The sequence below is a fragment of the Janibacter sp. GS2 genome (assembly GCF_051200835.1).
Taxonomy (GTDB): Bacteria; Actinomycetota; Actinomycetes; order Actinomycetales; family Dermatophilaceae; genus Janibacter.
Genome location: NZ_CP195161.1, coordinates 1,751,864 through 1,775,226, shown reverse-complemented (window position 1 = coordinate 1,775,226; position 23,363 = coordinate 1,751,864). Strand labels below are relative to the sequence as shown.

Annotated in this window: 19 protein-coding genes; 2 read left to right on the top strand and 17 right to left on the bottom strand. The window is 71.7% G+C overall.

The features are described from left to right. Nucleotides 1-93 precede the first annotated feature (93 nt). The 17 genes from rpmA to rimP all read right to left on the bottom strand — a co-directional run bounded on the left by rpmA (nucleotide 94) and on the right by rimP (nucleotide 21,425). A complete protein-coding gene (rpmA, locus tag ACR9E9_RS08630) occupies nucleotides 94-357 on the bottom strand; it encodes a 50S ribosomal protein L27 (protein WP_435198069.1) in 264 nt (87 codons plus the stop codon). Between the two features lie 28 nt (nucleotides 358-385). Continuing rightward, nucleotides 386-694 (bottom strand): 50S ribosomal protein L21, encoded by a 309-nt coding sequence (gene rplU, locus ACR9E9_RS08625; RefSeq protein WP_435198068.1) that lies wholly within the window; start codon nucleotides 692-694, stop codon nucleotides 386-388. 191 nt (nucleotides 695-885) lie between these two features. Then, nucleotides 886-3,678, bottom strand: coding sequence for an Rne/Rng family ribonuclease (locus tag ACR9E9_RS08620; protein WP_435198067.1), 2,793 nt, complete (start codon nucleotides 3,676-3,678; stop codon nucleotides 886-888). 164 nt (nucleotides 3,679-3,842) lie between these two features. Next, nucleotides 3,843-4,574 (bottom strand): TIGR03936 family radical SAM-associated protein, encoded by a 732-nt coding sequence (locus tag ACR9E9_RS08615; protein ID WP_435198066.1) that lies wholly within the window; start codon nucleotides 4,572-4,574, stop codon nucleotides 3,843-3,845. 74 nt (nucleotides 4,575-4,648) lie between these two features. Continuing rightward, nucleotides 4,649-7,531 (bottom strand): FAD-binding and (Fe-S)-binding domain-containing protein, encoded by a 2,883-nt coding sequence (locus ACR9E9_RS08610; RefSeq protein ID WP_435198065.1) that lies wholly within the window; start codon nucleotides 7,529-7,531, stop codon nucleotides 4,649-4,651. A 58-nt stretch (nucleotides 7,532-7,589) separates the two neighbouring features. Further along, a complete protein-coding gene (locus ACR9E9_RS08605) occupies nucleotides 7,590-9,569 on the bottom strand; it encodes a TIGR03960 family B12-binding radical SAM protein (protein ID WP_435198064.1) in 1,980 nt (659 codons plus the stop codon). 59 nt (nucleotides 9,570-9,628) lie between these two features. Beyond that, a complete protein-coding gene (locus ACR9E9_RS08600) occupies nucleotides 9,629-11,485 on the bottom strand; it encodes an AMP-dependent synthetase/ligase (protein WP_435198063.1) in 1,857 nt (618 codons plus the stop codon). Between the two features lie 136 nt (nucleotides 11,486-11,621). After that, nucleotides 11,622-12,785, bottom strand: coding sequence for an FtsW/RodA/SpoVE family cell cycle protein (locus ACR9E9_RS08595; protein ID WP_435198062.1), 1,164 nt, complete (start codon nucleotides 12,783-12,785; stop codon nucleotides 11,622-11,624). 12 nt (nucleotides 12,786-12,797) lie between these two features. Next, nucleotides 12,798-13,766, bottom strand: a complete 969-nt coding sequence (locus ACR9E9_RS08590; protein ID WP_435198061.1) for a bifunctional riboflavin kinase/FAD synthetase — start codon at nucleotides 13,764-13,766, stop codon at nucleotides 12,798-12,800. Nucleotides 13,767-13,777: 11 nt separating this feature from the next. After that, complete coding sequence (gene truB / locus ACR9E9_RS08585) at nucleotides 13,778-14,710, bottom strand: tRNA pseudouridine(55) synthase TruB (RefSeq protein ID WP_435198060.1); 933 nt, start codon at nucleotides 14,708-14,710, stop codon at nucleotides 13,778-13,780. Further along, a complete protein-coding gene (gene rbfA, locus ACR9E9_RS08580; RefSeq protein ID WP_435198059.1) occupies nucleotides 14,707-15,162 on the bottom strand; it encodes a 30S ribosome-binding factor RbfA in 456 nt (151 codons plus the stop codon). Before rbfA ends, truB begins: the two co-directional genes overlap by 4 nt. Before the next feature lie 98 nt (nucleotides 15,163-15,260). After that, the gene (locus ACR9E9_RS08575; protein ID WP_435198058.1) at nucleotides 15,261-15,713 is read right to left on the bottom strand and encodes a hypothetical protein; all 453 of its coding nucleotides are present in this window, start codon (nucleotides 15,711-15,713) and stop codon (nucleotides 15,261-15,263) included. A gap of 70 nt (nucleotides 15,714-15,783) precedes the next feature. Beyond that, a complete protein-coding gene (locus ACR9E9_RS08570) occupies nucleotides 15,784-16,233 on the bottom strand; it encodes a DUF4190 domain-containing protein (RefSeq protein WP_435198057.1) in 450 nt (149 codons plus the stop codon). 155 nt (nucleotides 16,234-16,388) lie between these two features. Further along, nucleotides 16,389-19,301: a translation initiation factor IF-2 gene (gene infB, locus ACR9E9_RS08565; RefSeq protein ID WP_435198056.1), complete on the bottom strand. Its 2,913-nt coding sequence runs from the start codon at nucleotides 19,299-19,301 to the stop codon at nucleotides 16,389-16,391. A gap of 130 nt (nucleotides 19,302-19,431) precedes the next feature. Further along, on the bottom strand, nucleotides 19,432-19,722 hold the full coding sequence (locus ACR9E9_RS08560; protein WP_435203615.1) for a YlxR family protein: 291 nt from the start codon (nucleotides 19,720-19,722) through the stop codon (nucleotides 19,432-19,434). Between the two features lie 68 nt (nucleotides 19,723-19,790). Beyond that, nucleotides 19,791-20,888, bottom strand: a complete 1,098-nt coding sequence (nusA, locus tag ACR9E9_RS08555; protein WP_435198055.1) for a transcription termination factor NusA — start codon at nucleotides 20,886-20,888, stop codon at nucleotides 19,791-19,793. Nucleotides 20,889-20,891: 3 nt separating this feature from the next. Beyond that, nucleotides 20,892-21,425 (bottom strand): ribosome maturation factor RimP, encoded by a 534-nt coding sequence (rimP, locus tag ACR9E9_RS08550; protein ID WP_435198054.1) that lies wholly within the window; start codon nucleotides 21,423-21,425, stop codon nucleotides 20,892-20,894. An 84-nt stretch (nucleotides 21,426-21,509) separates the two neighbouring features. Between rimP and ACR9E9_RS08545 the strand changes: the two genes are divergently transcribed. Together ACR9E9_RS08545 and ACR9E9_RS08540 are read left to right on the top strand one after the other, a co-directional pair. Continuing rightward, nucleotides 21,510-22,361, top strand: a complete 852-nt coding sequence (locus ACR9E9_RS08545) for a hypothetical protein (RefSeq protein WP_435198053.1) — start codon at nucleotides 21,510-21,512, stop codon at nucleotides 22,359-22,361. After that, entirely contained in the window at nucleotides 22,358-23,260 is a 903-nt protein-coding gene (locus tag ACR9E9_RS08540; protein WP_435198052.1) for an aminoglycoside phosphotransferase family protein, read from the top strand. The genes ACR9E9_RS08545 and ACR9E9_RS08540 overlap by 4 nt, the downstream gene beginning before the upstream one ends. The last annotated feature ends 103 nt before the right edge of the window (nucleotides 23,261-23,363 follow it).

Sequence of the window (23,363 nt, the reverse complement as noted above, 5' to 3'; positions counted from 1 at the left end):
CTCACCTCTTCTTGGAGTCTGTGTTGGTGCGGGGACGACGAAGGGGGCAGGTCACCGGGACCCGCCCCCTTCGCCGCACGCAGTGGTCTCGCGTCAGCTGGCGGAACCCGCCGGGACGACGTTGACGACCTTGCGGCCGCGCGCGGAGCCGAACTGCACCTCGCCGTCGGCGAGGGCGAACAGCGTGTCGTCACCGCCGCGCCCGACGTTGTCGCCGGGGTGGAAGTGGGTGCCGCGCTGGCGGACGATGATCTGACCGGTGCCGACGACCTGCCCGCCGAAGCGCTTCACACCGAGGCGCTGGGAGTTCGAGTCGCGACCGTTCTTGGTCGAGGACACACCCTTCTTGGATGCCATGTCAGTGGTTCCTAACTCTCGGGAAGGCTCAGGCCTTGATGTCGGTGATCTTCAGCTGGGTCAACGGCTGGCGGTGACCCTGACGGCGCTTGTACCCGGTCTTGTTCTTGTACCGGGTGATGACGATCTTCGGGCCCTTGGCGGCCCCGACGACCTCGGCCGTGACACTGACCTTGGCCAGCTTGTCGGCGTCGCTGGTCACGGTGGACCCGTCGACGACGAGGATCGGCTGCAGGTCGACGCTGTCGCCGGCCTCGCTCTTGATCGAGTTGATGAGGATGGTGTCGCCCACGGAAACCTTCTCCTGGCGGCCACCCGCGCGAACGATCGCGTACATCAGTGGGAACTCACTTTCACTTCGCTGGCGCACTCTCTCTGGTCTGACCGGCCAACAGTCCCCGCCCCTCGGGAAATCCCTCGGGCACGGAGCGTCCGCTCGGTGGGCGCACCAAGGAGACAGACTACCGGGCCGCACCCTCGACCCGCAAAACACGCGGGTCACCAGGGTGCGGCCCGGTGGTGCGACGGTCAGTCGGTGGCGTCCTCGGCCTTCGGCGGGCCGGCCTGGGCGACGACACGCTTGCGCTTGCGGCGCGGCGGAGCGCTGGGCTCCGGGTCGGCGACCGGGGTCGTCGGAGCGGCCCCGGACTCCCCCGCGATGCTCGTCAGCGGCGCGCTGGCGCTCTCCGCCGGGGCGGAGAGGTCGACCGGCTCGAGGGCCACGGGCCCCCCCGTGCTCGAGGCCGCCCGGCGGCCGGCGCGGCGACGCTTCGGTGCCTCCGGCTCCGGGGTCGGCTCCGGCTCCGGCGCGCGGTCGGGTTCGCGCGCCTCGGGCTCCTGAGCGGCCGTCCTCTCGTGCGTCGACGGGGCCTTCGCCTGCGGCTCACCGGCTCCCGGGAGGTCGACGACGTCGTCCTCGGTCGGCTCGCCCGCGATGCTCTTCAGCGCCGCCGCGTGGGCCGCCGCCGCGATCTGTGCCGCGGTCCGGCCGTTGGCGTCGGTCTCCTCCTCCTGGGGAGCAGCCTTCGGCTGGGACTCGTCCTGACCGCCCTTCGAGCGGCTCTTGCGGGAGGAGCGGGCGTTGCCCCCGCCGCCGCCACCGCCGGAACTGCCACCAGAGCCGCCACCGTGGTCGTGGGCGACGGGCTCGGCGTGGACGTGGATGCCACGACCGGCGCAGTGCTCGCAGGTCTCGGAGAAGACCTCGATCAGGCCCGAGCCGACCCGCTTGCGGGTCATCTGCACCAGACCGAGGGAGGTCACCTCGGCGACCTGGTGCTTGGTGCGGTCCCGGCCCAGGCACTCCAGCAGACGCCGGACGACGAGATCACGGTTGGTCTCGAGGACCATGTCGATGAAGTCGACGACGATGATGCCGCCGATGTCGCGCAGTCGCAGCTGGCGAACGATCTCCTCGGCGGCCTCGAGGTTGTTCTTCGTCACCGTCTCCTCGAGGTTGCCCCCGGACCCGATGAACTTGCCGGTGTTGACGTCGACGACCGTCATCGCCTCGGTGCGGTCGATGACGAGCGAGCCGCCGGAGGGCAGCCAGACCTTGCGGTCCATGGCCTTGGCGATCGACTCGTCGATGCGGTGCTCGGCGAAGACGTCCTTGTCGCTGGTCCACTTCTCGACGCGGTCGGCGAGGTCCGGGGCGACGTCGTCGACGTACCCCTTGATCTCCTGCCAGGCGTCGTCGCCGGAGACGACCATCGACGCGAAGTCCTCGTTGAAGATGTCGCGGATGACGCGAACGGTCATGTCGGGCTCGGCGTGCAGCAGCGTCGGGGCGCCACCGGCCGAGGTCTTCTTCCCGATCTTCGACTCGGACTTGGCGCTGACCTTGTCCCAGGCCTTCGTCAGTCGCTCGACGTCCTTGGTCAGCTCGTCCTCGGAGGCCCCCTCGGCGGCCGTGCGCACGATGACGCCCGAGCTGTCCGGGACGACCTGCTTGAGGATCGACTTCAGGCGCGAGCGCTCGGTGTCGGGGAGCTTGCGGGAGATCCCGGTCATGTTGCCCTCGGGCACGTAGACGAGGTAGCGGCCCGGCAGCGAGACCTGCGAGGTCAGTCGCGCGCCCTTGTGGCCAATCGGGTCCTTCGTCACCTGGACGAGGACCGGGTCCCCGGAGGACAACGCGTTCTCGATGCGACGCGCCTGGCCGTTGCCGACGCCCTGGGCCTCCCAGTTGACCTCACCGGCGTACAGCACGGCATTGCGGCCCTTGCCGATGTCGATGAAGGCGGCCTCCATGCTCGGCAGGACGTTCTGGACCCGCCCGAGGTAGACATTGCCGACCATCGTCGACGTCGTCTCGCGGGAGACGTAGTGCTCCACGAGGACGCCGTCCTCGAGGACACCGATCTGCGTGCGGTCACCCTGCTGGCGCACGACCATGACGCGCTCGACGCTCTCACGGCGGGCGAGGAACTCGGCCTCGGTGATGATCGTGCGACGACGACCGGCCTCGCGGCCCTCGCGGCGGCGCTGCTTCTTCGCCTCGAGACGGGTGCTGCCCTTGATCGCCTGCGGCTCGTCGCGCCGCGACTCGCGCGTCTTGGTCACGGTGCCGGGCGGGTCCTCCTGGGAGGACTTCCCGCCGCCGTTGCCACCGTTGCCACCGCCACCGTTGCCACCACGGCGACGGCGACGGCGGCGGCGCGAACTGTTCGAGGACTGACCATCATCGTCGGAGTCGTCGTCCGCGTCGTCGTCCTCGTCCGAGGAGTCGGAGCCCTTGGCGGAGTCCGAGCCCTTGGACGAGTCCGACCCCTTGGACGAGCCGGAGCCCTGGTCGGCGGAGCCGCCCTTGCCGCGACCGCGGCCGCGGCCCCGGCCACCGGAGGACTTCTTCCCGTTGCCGGAGTCGTCGGCCGCGGAGTCGTCGTCGGAGGAGTCCTCGTCGGACCCGGAGGAGTCCTCGGCGTCGTTCCCCTCGTCGGAGGAGTCCGCGGAGCGGTTGCGACCGCGGCCGCCACGTCGACGACGACGGTTGCGGCCCCCTTCGCCCTGCTGGTCAGAGTCCTCCGACTGCCGGGAGTCGTCCTGGTCGCTCTCGTCGGAGTCGTCCGGGGCGTCGTCGCGCTCGTCGACGCGGGGGCTGCGCTCCTCCTCGACGGGCTCGGGCGCGCGTCGGCGCTGCGGGGCCGTGACCGGCGTCGGCGGCTGGAAGAGGAGGCCGAAGCTCGGGACGGTGGCGGCGGGCGCCGACTCGCTCTGCTCCTCCTCGGCCGTCTCGACGTCCTCGGGGGCCTGGGGCTGCTCGACCGCGGTGGTCTCCTCGGTCGTACCCTCGTCGGCGTTCTCGTGCTCGGGAGCCATGCGGCACCTCCAGCGCCGGCGATCGTGCCCCACACCGGCACCTCGAGGGTGCGACTCGACCGCTGGCGCGGCGTTCGCGGGCTCGGGTGGCCCGCGGAAGCAAGTCCGTGTTGCCTCGTGACAGCTCGCGCTGTGCGCGGCACCCCCACGGGGCCGGCGGCGGCTCAGTCGATGGCCAGTGGATCGGCCACGCTCTCGGTCTCGCTGCTCCAGATCCCCTGCGCCAGTCGGGTCGCGATCGGCGACCGAGGCGGCGCGAACGAGGTGGCAGCGGAAATCGCGCTGAGTACGTCGTCGGGGCGAACGGCAGGTGTGGTGTGCCGCACGACCATCGTCAGTATCGCACAACCGTCCTCGGCCACCCCGGTCTGCGCCGAGATGATCGGTCCGCGCGCGTCGTAGGACTTCATCCCCCGCTTGAACATCCGCTCGACCTCGACGACCTCCTCGGCGAGGAAACCCTCGACGGCCCGCTCGAGCTCAGCGGGCTCCACGCCGGGAAACTCCAGCCGCCAGCGGCTGGCCTGGAGCCGGTCGGCGAGCGAGCCGGGGCGGGCCTCGACCACGGAGACGATGTCGAGCCCGTCCGGCAGGGCCTCGTTGAGGGCCGTGCCGACGGAGTCGGGGTCGACCTGCTCGGTCACCGAGATCTCGAAGTACTCCGCCTCGCTCGCCGCGCCCGTCGGGGCACCGTTCGCGTAGGAGATCTTCGGGTGCGGGTGGAAACCCGCCGAGTAGGCCATCGGGACCCCCGACCGGCGCAGCGCCCGCTCCAGCGCCCGCCCGAAGTCACGGGTCGAGGAGTAGCGCAGGCGCCCACGGCGGGCGTACTGGATGCGCAGCTTCTGGACCGCCGGGGGCGGCGGCGGTCCCTCGGGGGTGCGTTGCTTGGCCATGGTGCTCCAGCCTAGGCGCGCCGGCCCCCTCCCCTCGCATCTGCCTGGGCAAATGCGCGGAGGACCGCATCTGCCTAGGCAGATGCGGTCGTGGGTGGGGTGCGCAGCAGGTCGACGAGGTGAACCCCGGTCCGCTCGGACAGGTCGGCGATCTGGGTCTGGCAGGAGAAGCCGTCGGCGAGCACGACCACCTCCGCACCCGCGCCCTCGAGCGCCGGGAGCAGCTGCTGCCCGGCGACCTTGACCGAGACGTCATAGTGGCCGAGCTCGACCCCGAAGTTGCCGGCGAGACCGCAGCAGCCCCCGAGGCGGGTGAGGGTCGCACCGGTGCGCGCCAGCAGCCTCTCGTCGGCGCTCCAGCTCATCACCGCGTGGTGGTGGCAGTGCGGCTGGGCGATGACCTCGACGCCCGTGAGGTCGGGTGCGCTCCAGCGTCCCTCGTCGATCGCCGATCCGAGGAGCTCGGCGACGGTGCGCACACCGGCGGCCACCCGACGCGCCGCGTCCGTGTCGACGAGCCGCGGCAGGTCGTGGCGCAGGGCAGCGGTGCAGCTCGGCTCGATCCCCAGGACCGGGACCCCGGCCGCGGCGACCGGCGCGAGGACCCGGGCCGCGGTCTCGAGGGTGGACCTGGCGGCGTCGAGCTGGCCGGTGGAGATGAAGGTCAACCCGCAGCACAGGGCCTCCGCGGGGACGAAGGGGGCGAACCCCGCCTCCCGCAGCACGGCCACGGCGGAGCGGCCCACGTCCGGGGAGAAGTGGTCGGTGAAGGAGTCGACGAAGATCGCCACCGGGTGGTCGGCGCCGGCCATCTGCGCGGCCGAGGCGACCATCCCTTCCTCCCGCGCCCAGGTGCGGAAGGTCTCCCGGGCAAAGGTCGGCAGGCTGCGGCGCGGGTCGACGCCGGCGGCGGGCAGGGTGATCTTCTTGACCCCGGGCAGCGAGGTCATCGCATTGACCAGTCGCGGAGCGCGCGAGGCGAGGCGGGCCAGCTGCGGGAGGCGGCCGAGCGAGTAGTGGCTGCGCGGGCGCAGGCGTCCCTTGTAGGTCTGGTGGAGTGCCTCGGACTTGTAGGTCGCCATGTCGACGCCGGTCGGGCAGTCACTCGCGCACCCCTTGCAGGACAGGCACAGGTCGAGGGCATCGTGCACCTCGGGCGAGCGCCAGCCCTCGGTGATCGTCCCGCCGTTGAGCATCTCCTGCAGGGCCCGGGCACGACCGCGGGTGGAGTCCTTCTCCTCCCCCGTCGCGAGGTAGCTCGGGCACATCACGGTGCTCGAGGTCCCGGCGGCGCGGCACTTGCCGACGCCCGTGCAGCGGTGGACCGCCTGGCTGAAGTCGCCGCCGTCCTCGGGGTAGGCGAAGGCGAGCGGCAGGGTGACCTTGCGGGCCGCGGGGATGCGGATGTCGGCCTCGACCGGCACCGGGTCGACGAGGATGCCCGGGTTGAGCAGGTGGCGCGGATCGAAGGCGTGCTTGACCGCCCCGAAGAGGGCCATCGCCTCGGGGTCGTACATGCGCGGCAGCAGCGCGGAACGCGCCCGGCCGTCGCCGTGCTCACCCGACAGCGATCCGCCGTGGGCGGCCACGAGGTCCGCGGCCTCCTCCACGAGGCGGCGGTAGCGGTCGGTGGCGTCCGGGGCGTCGAGGTCGACGTCGAGGCGAATGTGCAGGCAGCCGTCGCCGAAGTGGCCGTACGGCAGGCCCTGCACGTCGTGCTCCTCCAGGAGGGCGTCGAAGGCGCGCAGGTAGTCACCGAGGCGGGCGGGCGGGACTGCCGCGTCCTCCCACCCGGCGTGTGCCGGACGGTTGCGCGGCGAGCGCGCCGACAGGCCGGCGCCGTCCTCGCGGATCTTCCACAGCGCCTTGGCGTGGGCCGGGTCGGTGACGACCACGGAGTCGAGCGCGCCCATCTCACGGCACACCCGCTCGGCCGAGGCGTGGGCCGCGGCCGGGTCCTCTCCCGGGACCTCGACGAGCATCCAGGCGGCCCCCTTCGGCAGGTCGGGGACGGCGTGCGGGCCGCGGCGGGTGCGCACGACGTCGACGATCCGGGAGTCGAGGCCCTCTGCCGCCACGGCTCCCAGGCCCTTGAGCAGGTGGGCGACGTCACCGGCCGCGTAGATGTCGGGGAACCCGAGGACGGCCAGGGCGGTGGCCGGCGGGTCGGTGACCAGGCGCACCCGGGCCTGCGTCACCAGCGCGAGGGTGCCCTCGGAGCCGACGAGCATGCGGCCGACGTCCCGCCCGCGCTCCGGCGCGAGATGCTCCAGGGCGTAGCCGGAGACCTGTCGGCCGAAGGTGCCGAACTGCGTGCGCAGGGTGTCCAGGTGGTCATCGGCGAGCCGGGAGAGCTCCGCGAGGAGGGCGTCGTCCCCCGTGAGCGAAGGGAGTCCTCCCACCACTCCCGTGGTGGCGGACAGCCGCCGACCGGCCGCGGTGAGCAGCTCCATCCCGACGATGTTGTCGCTCGTGCGGCCGTACCCGAGGGCGCGGTTGCCGCAGGCGTTGTTGCCGATCATCCCGCCGACGGTGCACCGCGAGTGGCTGCTCGGGTCCGGCCCGAACCGCAGTCCGACCTCACGGGCCCGCGCCTGCAGGGTGGCGTGCACGGTGCCCGGCTGCACGACTGCGGTCCCGCTGCCCGCGCCATCCCGCTCGACCTCGAGGACCCGCCCGAGGTGGCGGGCGGTGTCGATGACGATCCCCGGACCGACGGCATTGCCCGCGCACGACGTGCCGGCGCCCCGTGCGGTGATCGGGACCCCGAGGTCCCGCGAGACCGCGAGCGCCCCCTCGATCTCGTCGGTGTGCCGCGGGAAGACGACCGCCCGTGGTGGCACCCGGTAGATCCCGGCATCGGTGGCGTACATGCCGATGGTCAGGGAGTCGGTGCGGGCGTCGGCCACCCCGGCGTGGCGAAGGGCCTCGGTGATCTCGTGGGACGACACGCTCATGGGGCGATTGTCCCCCTTCGCTCCCCTGCCGTGGGGAGGTGTCCCGAGGGGCGGCGCGTCAGGAGCGGACCATCGAGTCCTTGCCGGAGCCGAGGACGGTGAGGGGCAGGAGGGTCTTGCCGGTCGGGCCGACCTCGATGTCGGTCCCCATCTGCGGGCAGACACCGCAGTCGAAGCAGGGGGTCCAACGGCAGTCCTCGACCTCGGTCTCGTCGAGGGAGTCGAGCCAGTCCTGCCAGAGCCACTCCTTGTCGAGGCCGGAGTCGATGTGGTCCCACGGCAGGACCTCCGACTCCTCGCGCTCGCGGGTGGTGTACCAGGCGACGTCGACGTCCATGCCCTCGAAGGCCGTGTCGGCGGCGGCCATCCACCGGTCATAGGAGAAGTACTCGCTCCAGCCGTCGAAGCGACCACCGTCGCGCCAGACCTGCTCGATGACCCGGCCGACCCGGCGGTCACCGCGGGAGAGCAGCCCCTCGACGATGCCCGGCCGCCCATCGTGGTAGCGGAAGCCGATCGATCGCCCGTAGCGCTTGTCCGCGCGGATGGCATCGCGCAGCTGGTGCAGGCGCGCGTCGGTCTCCTGCGCGCCGAGCTGCGCCGCCCACTGGAAGGGGGTGTGCGGCTTGGGCACGAAGCCACCGATGGAGACGGTGCACCGGATGTCGTTGTGACCGGCGACCTCGCGACCGGTCTCGATGACCCGTTTGGCCACCTCGGCGATCTGCAGGACGTCCTCGTCGGTCTCGGTCGGCAGGCCGCACATGAAGTAGAGCTTCACCTGGCGCCAGCCGGCGCCGTACGCGGCCGAGACGGTCCGGATGAGGTCCTCCTCGGTGACCATCTTGTTGATCACCTTGCGGATCCGCTCGGACCCCCCTTCGGGGGCGAAGGTCAGGCCGGAGCGGCGCCCGTTGCGGGTCAGCTCGTTGGCGAGGTCGATGTTGAAGGCATCGACCCGGGTGCTCGGCAGGGACAGCCCGGTATTGGTGCCCTCGTAGCGGTCGGCCAGGCCCTTGGCGACCTCACCGATCTCGGAGTGGTCGGCGCTGGAGAGCGAGAGCAGGCCGACCTCCTCGAAGCCGGTGGACTGCAGACCCTGCTCGACCATCTCCCCGATGCCGGTGATCGAGCGCTCGCGCACCGGTCGGGTGATCATCCCGGCCTGGCAGAAGCGGCAACCGCGCGTGCAGCCGCGGAAGATCTCGACGCTCATCCGCTCGTGGACCGACTCGGCCAGCGGGACGAGGGGCTGCTTGGGGTAGGGCCACGCGTCGAGGTCCATGACGGTGTGCTTGTCGATCCGCCACGGCACGCCGGACTCGGCGGGCACGACGCGCTGGATGCGGCCGTCGGGCAGGTAGTCCACGTCGTAGAAGGCGGGGACGTAGACGCCGCCCGTCGCGGCGAGCCGGCGCAGGACCTCGACCCGGCCACCGGGGCGCCCCTGCGCCTTCCACTCGGCGAGGATGTCGCTCGCCTGCAGCACGGCCTCCTCGCCGTCGCCGATGATCGCGGCGTCGATGAAGTCGGCGACCGGCTCGGGGTTGAAGGAGGCGTGGCCGCCCATGATGACCAGCGGGTGCTCGTCGGTGCGGTCGGCGGAGTGCAGCGGGATGCCGGCGAGGTCGAGCGCCGTGAGCATGTTGGTGTAGCCGAGCTCGGTGGACAGGCTCAGACCGAGGACGTCGAAGTCCCCCACCGGGCGGTGACCGTCGACGGTGAACTGCGGCAGCCCGTGCTCGCGCAGGAGCGCCTCCATGTCGGGCCAGACGGCGTAGCTGCGCTCAGCGAGCGCGTCCGCCCGCTCGTTGAGCACCTCGTAGAGGATCATCACGCCCTGGTTGGGCACGCCGACCTCGTAGGCGTCGGGGTACATCAGGGCCCACCGGACGGTGAGGTCGTCACCATCGGGGCCGTGACCACCGACGTGCCAGTCCTTGACCGTCGAGTTCAGCTCGCCCCCCACGTACTGGATGGGCTTGCTGACCCGATCGAGCAGCGGCTCGAGCGCAGAGAAGATCGACTCACCGGACATGGGTCAAGGGTAGGTCCGGTGCGCAAGTGACCCAAACACCGCGCACCGGACCCTGCCGATCAGCTCGGGTACATCTCGTCGATGTCGCCCTTGAACTTGTCCGCCACGACCTTGCGGCGCAGCTTCAGGCTGGGGGTGAGCTCACCGTCCTCGACCGTGAGGTCGCGCCCGAGGATGTGGAACTTCTTGATCTGCTCGTGACGGTTCAGGCCGGCGTTGAGCTCGTCGACGTAGGACTGGACCATCTCGCGGGCCTGCAGCGAGGAGACGATCTCCGTGTAGCTCGCGTCCGGGATCCCGTTGGCCTCGGCCCAGGGCCGGATGGCCTCCTCGTCGAGGGTGATCAGGGCCGTGACGAACTGTCGGTTGTTGCCGTGGACGAGGAACTGGCCGACGTAGGGGCACAGACCCTTGAAGGTGGCCTCGATCTGCGAGGGGGCGACGTACTTGCCGTTGCTCGTCTTGAAGAGGTCCTTCTTGCGGTCGGTGATCTTGATGAAGCCCCGCTCGTCGATCTCGCCGATGTCACCGGAGTGGAACCAGCCGTCGGGGCCGAGGACCTCGGCCGTGGCCTCGGGGTTGTTGTGGTACCCCTCCATGACGTGCTCGCCGCGGATGAGGATCTCCCCGTCCTCGGCGACCATGATCTCGGTCCGCTGGGTCGGCCACCCCACGCTCCCGACGCGCAGGGCGTAGGGCCGGTTGACGGTGGCCGCCGCCGAGGTCTCGGTGAGGCCGTAGCCCTCGAGGATGGTCAGACCGGCACCGTTGAACCAGTGGGCGACGTCCTGGTTGAGCGCGGCCGACCCGGAGATGAAGAAGCGCACCCGGCCGCCGAAGCGCTCGCGGACCTTGGCGAAGACGAGCTTGTCGGCGATCGTGTGCTTCAGCCCGAGCAGGACGCCGACCTTGCGGTCCTCCGAGCGCGCCTTCGAGACGTCGCGGGCGACGCCCGAGGCGAAGTCGAAGATCTTGGCCTTGGCTCCCCCTTCGGCCGCCATGCTCAGGGAGATCGTCGCGTAGACCTTCTCGAAGATCCGCGGGGCGGCGGCCATGAAGGTCGGCCGGACCTCCCCGAGGTTCTCGACGATCTTGTCCAACCGTCCGTCGACCGCGGTGTGCATGCCCACGTCGGTGCTGATGAGGAGCAGGACCTTCGCGAAGACGTGCGACAACGGCAGCCACAGGTAGTGCACGTCGTCCGCGCTGAGCATGCCGGTCGCCCGGGTCGCCGCACCCTGGTAGGTCCACGCGGAGTGGAGCAGGCGCACCCCCTTCGGCCGTCCGGTCGTGCCCGACGTGTAGATGATCGTGGCCAGCGACCCGGGGCCGGTGCCGTCGATCCGGGCGTCGACGAGCCCCGGCTCCGAGGCGAGCCGGGCGGCGCCACGCTCCTCGAGGTCGGCGAAGGTGATCGTCCATTCGTCGAGGTCGACGCCCTGGGGGTCGATGACGACCACGGTCGTGACGTCCGGGATCGCGTCGCGGACCTCACGCAGCTTGGCGACCTGCTCGGCGTCCTCGGCGATGACGACCGTCGAGCCGGAGTTGTCGATGATGAAGGCGACGTCGTCGCTGATCGACGTCGGGTAGATCGTCGTGGTCGCCGCTCCGGCGGCCATGATCGCGTAGTCACCGAGCACCCAGTCGATCCGGGTGCTCGAGGCCAGCGCGACGCGGTCCTCCGGCTGGATGCCCAGGTCGACGAGGCCGGCCGCGAGCGCCCACACCTTCTCCCCGATCTGGGCCCAGGTCAGCTCGTCCCAGGCGATGCCCGCCGGGTATGAGTAGGCGGTGCGCTCTGGGGTGGCGGCGATGCGGTCGCGCAGGAGGTGCCCCACGGAGGGAGCTCGGTCCTCGAAGACGCTGGCGTCAAAGGTCTCGTCGGCGGGCGTGCGGGGGTCGGGCTGGGACACGGTGCGTCCACTCCTTCGTGGGCTGGCAGTGGACGCATCATGACCCACGAGTAGGCCCCGTGTCAGTACCCGACGTCCGCAACGTCACACATTGGTGACCTCGAGGGAGACGAACGGCCCTGCGCCGGTGGCGTCCTCACCTCCGCGACCCCGGGGTCGCGGAGGTGACGGCGATGACGATCCCGATGGCCGCCCAGCAGGCGAACATCGATGACCCGCCGTAGGAGAGGAAGGGCAGCGGCAGCCCGGTGACCGGCAGGAGCCCGAGGTTCATCCCGATGTTCTCCATCGCCTGGACGGCGAACCACGTCGCGACGGCCCAGCACACGAGGCGGACGAAGGGGTCCTGGCTGCGGGTGCCCGCGAGGGCGATGCGGACGACGATCAGCCCGAGCACGAGGATGACGAAGGCTGCTCCGACGAAGCCGAGCTCCTCCCCCGCCACCGAGAAGATGAAGTCGGTCTCCTGGAAGGGGATCGCGCCGGTGCTCGTGAGGTCACCTGAGTGCAGCCCCTGACCGCCCCACCCGCCGCCCGAGATCGCCGACCGCACCTGCTGGGTCTGGTACCCGATGCCCCTGGGGTCGGTGCCGGGGTCGAGGAAGGTGGTGAGCCGGTCCTGCTGGTAGGGGCTGAGCAGGGGCGTGGTGAAGGCCGCGACGACCGCGCCCACGCCCGCGACGACGACCCCGAGCAGCCACGGCCACGACGCCCCGGAGACGACGAGCACGCCGAGCGCGAGGGCGACGAGCACGAGGGCGGAGCCGAGGTCGGGCTGGGCCAGGACGAGGAGGACGGGGACACCCGTCACGAGTCCGGCGAGGAGGATCGCGCGCGCCCCCGGACGCTGACGGCGCTCCGCGGCAGGGGCGAGCAGCATCGGGAGCGCGACGCACAGCCCGACCTTCGCCAGCTCGCTCGGTTGGATGGAGAACCCGCCGGGCACCTGGATCCACGACCGGGAACCGTTGACCTCGGAGCCGAGCGGGGTGAGCACGAGGACGAGCCCGATGATCCCCGCGAGGTGGACGACGGGGGCCAGCGCCCGCAGCATCGCCCGGTCCATCCGGACCGCGACCAGGGCGATGGCCACGCCGATGGTCAGGTTGAGCAGGTGCCGCACGAGGTAGGCAGAGCCGAACTCGTGCCGGGTGGCCGAGTGGACGAGCAGCGCGCCGAGGACGGAGGCGGTCAGGGCGGCGGCGATGAGGACGAGGTCCGAGCGCAGCAACCGCTCCGCGAGCTCCCGCCCGCCCCCCTTTCGCATCTGCCTAGGCAGATGCGGAGCGGGCGTCACCATGCGCGCATCTGCCTAGGCAGATGCGGACGAACGGTCACCGAGGAGAGCGCGGGTGCGCTCGACGTCGGCAGCCATGGCGTCGAGCAGCTCGTCGATGGAGTCGAAGCGCAGGGTCGGCCGCACGTGCCCGACGAAGTCGACGGCCACCTGCTCGCCGTAGAGGTCGAGGTCGGTGCGGTCGAGGACGTAGGCCTCGACGACGCGGACCTCCCCGTCGAAGGTCGGGTTGATCCCCACCGAGATGGCCGCCGGAAGCCGCCGGTCCGCGCTCCCCTCGGCCAGGTCGAGGCGGGTGAGCCACCCGGCGTAGACGCCGTCGCTCGGGACGAGGCCGAGGGCGCCGGGGTCGAGGTTCGCGGTGGGGTACCCCAGGTCGCGACCGCGGTGGTGACCGTGGACGACCGTCCCGACGACGCGGTGGGGGCGGCCGAGGATCGTCGCGGCCTCCTCGACCTCGCTCGCGGCGAGGTGCCCGCGCACGGCGGAGGAGGACCACCGCTCGCCGTCGCCCTGGTCCGCGATGACGACGACATCGAAGCCGTGCTGCTCCCCGAGCTCGCGGATGAGGTCGACGTCCCCGGTGTACCCGGCGCCGAAGCCCTTGGTGTCCGCGCCGACCACGAGGATCTCGACGCCGAGACCGGTGACGAAGGTGTCGACGATGTAGTCGACCGCTGAGGTCTGGGCGAACTCGTAGGTGAAGGGCATGACGAGGAGCCCGTCCACGCCGACCTCGGCGAGCAACTGATCACGCAGCGCGCCCGGGGCGATCAGCTCCGGCGCCCGGTCCGGGTGCAGCACCTCCACCGGGTGGGGGTCGAAGGTCACGACGACGGCGGGCAGCTCACGCTGCTCGCCCTGCCGGATCAGCTCATCGAGGATGGCGCGGTGGCCGCGGTGCACCCCGTCGAAGTTGCCGAAGGTGGCCACGCACGGCCGCAGCTGCGGCGGGGTGGCGTTCGGGGATGACCATTGCTGCACGAGGCACCACTCTACGAACTGGCGGGCGCGAAGACGACGTGGGCTCGTGCGGTGGATCGTGACTCGTCGAGCACCGCGATGAGGTCGCCCTGCGGGTCGAGGGCCGCCACCGGGTCGGTGCGGCCCGGCTCGGCGCTCGGGATGCGCTGGCCGAAGCCCAGCGACCGGGCCTGCTCGGGGGTGATCCCGCGCGTGGACAGCGCCGCGCGGGCGGCCTCGGCGAGCGGGGTCATCGGCAGGTCGCCCGCCTCACCCCCGGCCTCCCGCAGTGCGGACAGCGCGTCGAGCGTGTGCGCGTGCTCGAGGGTCAGGCCACCGACCCGGGTGCGGCGCAGCGCGGTCAGGTGGCCCCGGCTGCCCAGGCCCTCCCCGAGGTCCCGGGCCAGCGCCCGCACATAGGTGCCGGACGAGACCTCGACCTCCACGTCGACGTCGAGGACGTCGACGGGACCCTCCGGTCCCTCACCCACCGCGGGGCGCACGTCGAGGACCTCGAAGCGGGAGACGGTGACCGGGCGGGGCGGCAGCTCGACGTCCTCACCGGCGCGCACGCGGGCGTAGGAGCGCTCGCCCTTGACCTTGATCGCGCTCACGGCGCTCGGCACCTGTTCGAGGTCGCCCGTGAGGCCGGTGACCGCGGCCTCCAGGGCGGACCGTCCGATCCCGGCGACGTCGCCGGTGGCGGTGATCTCCCCCTCGGCGTCGTCGGTGATCGTCGCCTGCCCCAGTCGGATCGTTGCGGTGTACGCCTTGTCGACGCCCACGAGGAAGGTCAGCAGCTTCGTCCCCCGGCCGATGCCGAGGACGAGGACGCCCGTGGCCATCGGGTCGAGGGTGCCGGCATGGCCGACCTTGCGGGTGCCGTAGAGCCGGCGGCTGCGCGCGACGACGTCGTGACTCGACCAACCGGCCGGCTTGTCGACGACGACCAGGCCGTCGTTCACTCCCGCGACGAAGGGGGGAGGTCCTCCCCTTCGTCCTCCTTGGTGCGGTACGGGTCGGCCTCGCCGGCGGGACTGGCCGTGCTGCGGGCCCGGGCGAGCTCCTCGTCGCGCTCCTTGGCCGAGGCGAGCAGGTCCTCGATCTGCGAGGCGGTCTCCGGCAGTCCGTCGACGAAGAGGTCGAGCGTCGGCGTGAGCCGGATCCCGAGCTGCTTGCCGACGAGGGAGCGCAGCTTGCCGCGGTGGGCTCGCATGATCTCCATGCTGCGTTCGCGCTGGGCGTCGTCACCGAAGACGGTGTAGAAGACCGAGGCGTGCTGGAGGTCGCCGGTCACCCGCACGTCGGTGATCGTGACGAACCCGAGGTCGGGGTCCTTGATGACCTGGTGCAGGTTGGCGGCGATCACCTCCTTGATGCGGTCGGCGATCTTGCGGGCGCGGGCCGGGTCGGCCATGGCACACCTCCGGTGAGGGGCTGAAGTGGGGACTCCCCCACGGTATGCGACGGCCCCCGGTCCGTGGGAACCGAGGGCCGAGCGCGCGGCCGGGTGCGTCAGAAGGTGGTGACGTCCGACATCACGGAGGCCAGGCCGAGGACGAGCGACAGGAGCGTCAGGAGGACGACGACGCCCCCGAGCACCAGCCCTGCGACGAGGAGGGGCTTGGCGTCCGAGCGCGGGAGATCCTTGGTCTGGGACAGGCCGATGCCGGCGCACACGAAGGCCCCGACGGCGAAGAGCGCCCCGACGGGCCAGCAGCAGCACGCCGCGGGGATCCCGATGGCCCCGAGCACGATCGAGACGATCCCCAGGGTCTTCGGGGTGTCGTTGCCACCCGAGGACCCACCGCCGTAGCCCGGGGGTGGCGGGGGCGCTCCCGGGGGTCCCGCCGGCGGCAGGGTCCCGTACCCCGGCGGGGAGGGTGGGCCGTACGGCGGCGGGGAGGGCGGCCCGTACGGCGGCGGGGAGCCCGGACCCTGGGGCGGCGGTGGTGGAGGGCTGCTCATCGTCGGTCACTCTCCTGGACGGCGACGCCCCCGGTGTCGTGACCGGGGGCGTCGCGGATGAGACCTCGACTCAGGAGGTCTCGAAGTCGAAGGTGTAGACGTCGACACCGGCGAGCTGGAGGATCACCGCGAGGACGCCCAGGGCGAGACCGATGCCACCGAGGACGATTCCGATCAGCGCCATCGTGCGAACCGACGTGTCACCGGTCTGCTCTGCGTCCTTCTTGGCGAGGATGCCCAGGACGAGAGCGGCGACACCGAAGACGAAGCACGTGGCATAGCACAGGCCGAGGACACCGGTGACGATCGAGATGATCGACATGATCTTGCCCTTGTTGCTGCCACCCTGCGGTGCGCCTCCGGGAGCCGGCGGCGGCGCCTGCGGGGGCTGACCGGGGGCCGACCCGTAGGACGGCGGGGGCGGACCCGCGGGACCCGGTCCCGAGCCGGCGGGATCGAAGGGCTGGTTCCCGCCCGGACCGTTGCCCGGGGGTGGGGGCGGAGGGGGTGGCGTCGTCATGCTCTCTCAGATCTCTGGGCAGAAGTCGATCACGCTGGCTGCGCAGGCCACAGCCTACGCACGTTGTCCCCGCGCGCGGGGACAACACACCCGACGACTGACGAAGGGGGGCGGGCAGCTCGCGCTGCTCGCCCCCCTTCGTCATCGAACACCGCTCAGGCGCGCGGCTTCTCGCGCATCTCGTAGGTGGTGATGAGGTCACCGTCGCGGACATCGTTGAAGCTGCCGAGGTTGATACCGCACTCGAAGCCGTCGCGGACCTCGGTGACGTCCTCCTTGAACCGCCGCAAACCGGTGAGCTCGAGACCCTCGGTGAGCACGACACCCTCACGGGTGATGCGTGCCTTGGCCCCGCGCCTGATCAGGCCGCTGCGGACGATCGACCCGGCGATGTTGCCGAACTTGCTCGAGCGGAAGACCTCGCGGATCTCCGCCGTGCCGAGCTCGACCTCCTCGTACTCCGGCTTGAGCATGCCCTTGAGCGCCTGCTCGATCTCCTCGATGGCCTGGTAGATCACGCCGTAGTAGCGGATCTCCACGCCCTCACGCTCGGCGACGTCGGCGTTCTGCCCCTCGGCCCGCACGTTGAAGCCGAGGATGATCGCGTCGGAGGCCACGGCGAGGTTGACGTTGTTCAGCGTGATCGCCCCGACGCCGCGGTCGATGATCCGCAGGTCGACCTCGTCGCCGACGTCGATCTGCATCAGCGCATCCTCCAGCGCCTCGACCGAACCCGACACATCACCCTTGAGGATGAGGTTGAGGGTGTCGATCTTGCCCTCGGCGATGACCCTGTCGAGGTCCTCGAGGCTGATCCGCTTGCGGGCCTTGGCCAGGCTCGCCTGACGGTCGGCCGCCTCGCGCTTCTCCGCGATCTGGCGAGCCGTCCGGTCGTCCGGGGAGACGACGAAGGTGTCGCCGGCCCGCGGCACGGAGGACAGCCCGAGCACCTGCACGGGACGGGAGGGACCCGCCTCCTTCAGCTGGTTGCCGTGCTCGTCGAGCATGGCGCGCACACGACCGTAGGCCGAGCCGGTGACGATCGCGTCGCCGACGTGGAGCGTGCCCGACTGGACGAGGACGGTCGCCGTGGCGCCGCGTCCCTTGTCCAGGTTGGCCTCGATGGCGACACCACGAGCATCGCGCCCGGGGTTGGCCCGCAGGTCGAGTGCCGCGTCCGCGGTGAGCAGCACGGCCTCGAGGAGGGAGTCGATGTTCTCCCCCTGCTTGGCGGAGACGTCGACGAACATCGTGTCGCCGCCGTACTCCTCGGCCACGAGGTTGTACTCGGTGAGCTGGCCACGGATCTTCGCCGGGTCGGCGCCCTCGACATCGATCTTGTTGATGGCGACGACGATCGGCACGTCCGCGGCCTGGGCGTGGTTGAGCGCCTCGATGGTCTGCGGCATGACGCCGTCGTCAGCGGCGACGACGAGGATCGCGATGTCGGTGACCTTCGCACCACGGGCACGCATGGCGGTGAAGGCCTCGTGACCGGGGGTGTCGATGAAGGTCAGGGCCCGCTCGTCACCCTCGTGCTCGGTGTGGATCTGGTAGGCACCGATGTGCTGGGTGATGCCACCGGCCTCGCCCGAGCCCACCTCCGCGTTGCGGATCGCATCCAGCAGGCGGGTCTTTCCGTGGTCGACGTGACCCATGACGGTGACGACCGGCGGACGGGCCTCGAGGTTCTCCTCGTCCTCGTGCTCGACCCCGATGTCGAGGTCGACGTCGAAGGACTCGAAGAGCGCACGCTCCTCCTCCTCCGGGGAGACGATCTCGATGACGTAGCCGAGCTCGGCGCCGAGGAGCTGGAAGGCGTCCTCGTCCAGCGACTGGGTCGCCGTGGCCATCTCGCCGAGGTTGAACATCACGGTGACCAACGACGCCGGGTTCGCGTCGATCTTCTCCGCGAAGTCGCTCATCGAGGCGCCCTGGCGCACCCGCACCACGGTCGAGCCGTTGCCGCGGGGAACGACGACACCGCCGACCGACGGCGCCGACATCTGCTCGAACTCGGCGCGCTTCGCCCGCTTCGACTTGCGCTGCTTGCGCTTGCCGCCGCCGCGACCGAAGGCACCCTGGGTGCCACCACGGCCACCGGGGCCACCGCGGTACCCACCGGGGCCACCGCCCGGACGGCCACCGGCGCCACCGCCGGGACGGCCACGACCGGCACCGGGACCACCACGGCCACCGGGACGCTCTCCCGGCCGGGCGACGGCCGAGCTGGCCGGCATCATGCCGGGCGAGGGACGTGCACCACCCGCGGGCCGCGGGCCAGCGGTACCGGCACCCTCACGGGCCGCCGGACGCGGACCGCCCTGGCCACCCTGGGCGCCGCCACGGCCCCCGGGACGCTGTCCCGGACGCGGCATGCCCTGGCTGGAGGCGAAGGGGTTGTTCCCGGGACGGGGGCCGGAGCCACCCTCCCCGTCACGACGGGTGCCCATGCCCTGGTTGGAGGCGAAGGGGTTGTTGCCCGGGCGGGGACCCGAACGGGCATTCCCCGGCTTGGCCTGCGTCGGCCGCGGACCGGGCGTGGGCGGCTTCGGGCCGGGTGTGGCGGCAGCCGGGGCCTGCGGGGTCGCACCACCCTCGGGCGCTGCGGGCGCCTCGGGGGCCTGCTGCTCGGGTGCCTGCTGCTCGGCAGCGGGCGTCTCGGTAGCGGGCGTCTCGGCAGGGGTCTCGGCCGACGTCTGCGGGGCGGCGGGAGCCGCGGGACCGGGCCGCGGCCCGGGGGTCGGCGCCGCCGGTGCCGGGGGCTGGGCCGGCTCGGCGGGCGCTGCCGCCTCGGCGGGCGCTGCCGGCTCGGCGGCGGGTGCCTTGGGGCCCGGCTTGGCGGGTCCCGGCTTGGCCGAGGACGCCGGCGCGGGGCTCTTGCCCTGGGCCTTCTTCATCTTGGGGTCGGCGGCGGGCGGGTTGTCCTTCACCCGACGCACGACCGGCGCCTCGATCGTCGAACTTGCCGACTTCACGAACTCTCCCATGTCACCCAGGTGGGTGAGGAGGGACTTACTGGAAACCCCGAGCTCTTTGGCGAGCTCGTGGACACGGACCTTTGCCACGTTTCTCCTTCTCTGGGTCCGTACCGGGGAGAAGGCGCGGACCGTCGTCAGTTGAGGTGAATGCTCATTGCTGAGTACTCATCGGGTGCTCATCAGCGTCAAACCCGCTCTCGGTTGCTGTACGTACGAATCAGTTGGTCAGTACTGCTGATCGCTGCGCTTCGTCCGCGATCCAGGCGCGCAGGGCGTCGGACCCGTCGACCCGGCACCGGAAGGCACGCGAGAAGGCCCGCCGCCGGACGGCGAGGTCCAGACAGGCGATGTCGGCGTGGAGCCATGCCCCACGACCCGGCAAGCGACGTCGCGGATCCGGCGTGACCGTGGATCTTCCCCGGTCATCCGTCACCACGACGAGGCGCAGCAGCGTCGACCGGCTATCCCGTCCACGACACCCGACACAGGTCCGTACCGGCCCCTGCACGGGCGGGTGCGACTGGAGTCCAGTCCGGTCAACGCACACCACTCTACCGCGTATCGAGGTCGGGTCGCTCACCCCTGCGGCTGACCGGGCAGGGCGACGCCCCCGCTGACGTCCGGGGCGGTGTCCGGACGGATGTCGATGCGCCACCCGGTGAGCTTCGCCGCCAACCGGGCGTTCTGCCCTTCCTTGCCGATGGCCAGCGAGAGCTGGTAGTCGGGCACGACGACCCGGGCCGAGCGCAGCTTGGGATCGACGATGGTCACGGACTGCACCTTCGACGGCGACAGGGCTGCGGCGATGAACTGCTGCGGGTCCTCGGAGTAGTCGATGATGTCGATCTTCTCGCCCTGGAGGTGCGACATCACGGCGCGGACGCGGGCGCCCATGGCCCCGATGCACGCCCCCTTCGCGTTGAGCCCGGGGATCGTGGAGTGGACGGCGATCTTCGTGCGGTGGCCGGCCTCGCGGGCCAGTGCGGCGATCTCGACGGAGCCGTCGGCGATCTCCGGGACCTCCATGGCGAAGATCTTGCGCACGAGGTTCGGGTGGGTGCGCGAGAGGCCGATCTCGGGACCGCGCATGCCGCGCTTCACCGAGACGACGTAGACACGGATGCGGTCACCGTGCCCGTAGACCTCGCCCGGGACCTGCTCGGCCGACGGGAGGATCCCCTCGACGGTGCCGAAGTCGACGGTCACGTGACGCGGGTTCGGGCTCTGCTGGACCACGCCGGCGACGATGTCGCCCTCGCGACCGCGGAAGTCGCCCATGACCGCCTCGTCCTCGAGGTCGCGCATGCGCTGGGTGATGACCTGGCGGGCGGTCGCCGCGGCGACCCGCCCGAAGTTCTCCGGGGTGTCGTCGAACTCCGGTCCCTGCTCCCGGCGGGTGCGGGTGCGGGTGAGCGGCGCGCCGTCCTCGTCGAGGGGCGGGTCCTCCCCTTCCTCCGGCTCGACGGCGACCTGCTCCTCGATGACGTGCTCCTCGCGGGCCCACACGACGACATGGCCCTGCTTGCGGTCCAGCTCGACGCGGGCGTGCCGGTACGCCCCCTCCGTGCGGTGGTAGGCGCCGAGGAGCGCCGCCTCGATGGCGTCCACGAGTACGTCGAAGGGGATCTCGCGCTCTCGCTCGAGCGCCTTGAGGGCGTGGATGTCGATGTCCATGGGTCAGGCCTCCGTCTCGCCGTCGGCGTCCGCCGACGTGCTCTGGGGTCGGGTGAACTCCACCTGGGCGACGCCCTTGGTGATCTCCGCGAAGGGGACGTGCTCGGTGTGCGGCTGCTGCTTCTTCGTCCCGGCGATGTGCAGGTCGACGCCGTCCGCGGTGGTTGCCAGGACCCGGCCGGTGCGCTCTCCCCCGGCGAGGGTGAGCAGGACGAGACGGCCGACGGCGCGGCGGAAGTGCACGGGCTCGGTCAGCGGGCGGTCGGTGCCCGGGGTGCTCACCTCGAGGGTGTACGGCTGGCTGCCCATGACATCACTCGCGTCGAGAGTGTCGCTGATGATGCGGGTGGCGTCGGCGATCTCGTCGAGGGTGAGGGGCTCGACCGGGCTGTCACCGACGGTCTGCGCCACCGGGCGCTCGACGGTGATCCGGGCGACGCGACGCTTGCCCGCGGGCGTGACCCGCACGTCGTCCACGAAGACGTCACCACCCAACGCCGCGGAAACCTGCTCGCGGACGTCCTGATCCAGACCCATGGGATGCCTTCCGTGTGGAGTTGCCGTGCTGGCCCGACACTCTAGCCATGATCGGGCGCCGACATGTCATGCGAAGATCGACAGGTGCCCGTCAGACCCAACCGCCGACTCGTCCTCACCGGTGCCCTGACGCTCTCCGCCGCCGCCCTCACGGGGTGCGGGGTGCGGCTCGAGGACGATGCCCCGGACATCCCGTTCATCCCCGAGCGCGACCCCATCCCGGGCGAGGCGGCCCTGCTCGCAGTGCTCGGCGCCCTCGAGGCGAGCACCGGGCCCTCCTCGCAGGAGCGCGCGACGAGCCTGCACCAGGCCCTGGAGCAGGCGCAGGTCCCGGCGAAGGTCATCGCCGGCGCGACCGCGCCGGCCGACGCCGCCGAGACCGTGGCCGCCTTCGAGGGAGCGGTGCGCGACTGCGGGCCCGGGATGCTCCCCCTCGTCGGCCGGCTCACGGCGACCCAGCGGATCGTCACCGATGCCCCCGGGACCGCGGACCTGTGGACCGTCTCCGGGACGACCACGTGGAAGGACGGGTCGGTCGCCGCCGACGCCCTCCAGGCGACCCGGGCGACGACCTACGCACTCGACCTCATCGCGGCCAGGTCCTCGGGGCGGGTCGCCACGGACGTGCTCACCGCCAGCACGGGCCTGGACGAGCTGAGCGTGCGCCAGACCACCGCCGCGGGTGAGGCCATCGAGCCGGTGCGCCTGGGGTACGACGTCGCGCACGAGCTCTCCGCGACGCAGGCCCACGAGCTGGGGGTGCGCAGCTTCGTCCGGCTGCTCGCCGCCTACGCCGACGGCTTCGCGCGACTTGGCGAGGACCGGGCCGCCGCCCTCGAGGTCACGCAGTGGATGGTCACCGCCCAGCGACTCTCGCGCAGCCAGTTCCTGCAGGACGTCCCCGAGCTGTACGGCACCGACCCTGCCGACTCGTGAGGGTCGAGGAGGCTGCGGCCCTCGTCCCCACGCCCTTCGCCGAGCGCATCGCCCGCCTCGACGCCGACGGGGGACCCTCCGGCGCCGACTGGGTGGCCGCCCTCCCCCACCTGGTCGCAGAGATCCTCGACACGTGGTCGTTGACGCTCGACGGGGACCCGATGACCGGCCACGGCGCCCTCGTGCTGCCGGTGCGCGGGGAGGACGGGGTCGCCGCGCTCAAGCTGGGGTGGCCGCACACCGAGGCCGGTGGCGAGCACCTCGCCCTGCGCGCCTGGGACGGGCACGGCGCCGTCCGGCTCCTGCGCGCCGACCCCCGCCGCTCGCTGCTCCTGCTCGAGCGGCTGACGAGCGAGGACCTCCACGGCCCGTGGGACGAGGAGGCCGTGGCGGCGATCGCCGGGCTCTACCCCCAACTGCACGTGGACCCGCTCCCCCAGGTGGCACCCCTCGTGCCCCGGGTGGCGCAGATCCTCTCGCGGCCGGCGGCCCACCAGCTCCCCCGGCGGCTCGTGGAGCAGGCGGGCTCCACCCTTCGCTCCCTGGAGGCAGACGGCGCGGCTGCGCGCCTGCTTCATGGCGACCTGCACTACGGCAATATCCTCTCCGACGGCACCGACTGGGTCGCGATCGACCCGAAACCCGTCAACGGGCACCCCGCGTGGGAGGTCGCGCCGCTGCTGTCGAACCGCGTCGAGGAGATGGGCACCGGCGCGTCGCTGCGCTGGTCGGTGCGCCGCCGGGTGGAGATCGTGTGCGACGTGGCTGGGCTCGCCGAGGACGTGGTGCGCCCCGTCGCGGCGCTGCGCGGGGTCGTGCACGCGATCTGGGCGGTCGGGGACGGCGACACCGAGCGGGTCTCCCGGTCGATCTCGCTCATCAAGGCCCTGGGTGACTGACACGGCTCAGGGGCGACGTCGGTGTGCGCGGTCGTCTCCACCGACGGGTCCACCCGTGTGACGATCTGCGCACCCGGGTGATGCCATACCGGGACACGGGTGC

What these genes read in the sequence shown, in the direction of transcription:
- ACR9E9_RS08605 (WP_435198064.1), bottom strand. Translation starts at nt 9,569, where the DNA reads ATGTCCGGTGAGTCGATCTTCTCTGCGCTCGAGCCGCTGCTCGATCGG.
- rpmA (WP_435198069.1), bottom strand. Translation starts at nt 357, where the DNA reads ATGGCATCCAAGAAGGGTGTGTCCTCGACCAAGAACGGTCGCGACTCG.
- rbfA (WP_435198059.1), bottom strand. Translation starts at nt 15,162, where the DNA reads ATGGCCGACCCGGCCCGCGCCCGCAAGATCGCCGACCGCATCAAGGAG.
- ACR9E9_RS08570 (WP_435198057.1), bottom strand. Translation starts at nt 16,233, where the DNA reads ATGACGACGCCACCCCCTCCGCCCCCACCCCCGGGCAACGGTCCGGGC.
- ACR9E9_RS08620 (WP_435198067.1), bottom strand. Translation starts at nt 3,678, where the DNA reads ATGGCTCCCGAGCACGAGAACGCCGACGAGGGTACGACCGAGGAGACC.
- ACR9E9_RS08575 (WP_435198058.1), bottom strand. Translation starts at nt 15,713, where the DNA reads ATGAGCAGCCCTCCACCACCGCCGCCCCAGGGTCCGGGCTCCCCGCCG.
- ACR9E9_RS08615 (WP_435198066.1), bottom strand. Translation starts at nt 4,574, where the DNA reads ATGGCCAAGCAACGCACCCCCGAGGGACCGCCGCCGCCCCCGGCGGTC.
- ACR9E9_RS08595 (WP_435198062.1), bottom strand. Translation starts at nt 12,785, where the DNA reads ATGGTGACGCCCGCTCCGCATCTGCCTAGGCAGATGCGAAAGGGGGGC.
- ACR9E9_RS08610 (WP_435198065.1), bottom strand. Translation starts at nt 7,531, where the DNA reads ATGAGCGTGTCGTCCCACGAGATCACCGAGGCCCTTCGCCACGCCGGG.
- rplU (WP_435198068.1), bottom strand. Translation starts at nt 694, where the DNA reads ATGTACGCGATCGTTCGCGCGGGTGGCCGCCAGGAGAAGGTTTCCGTG.
- nusA (WP_435198055.1), bottom strand. Translation starts at nt 20,888, where the DNA reads ATGGACATCGACATCCACGCCCTCAAGGCGCTCGAGCGAGAGCGCGAG.
- rimP (WP_435198054.1), bottom strand. Translation starts at nt 21,425, where the DNA reads ATGGGTCTGGATCAGGACGTCCGCGAGCAGGTTTCCGCGGCGTTGGGT.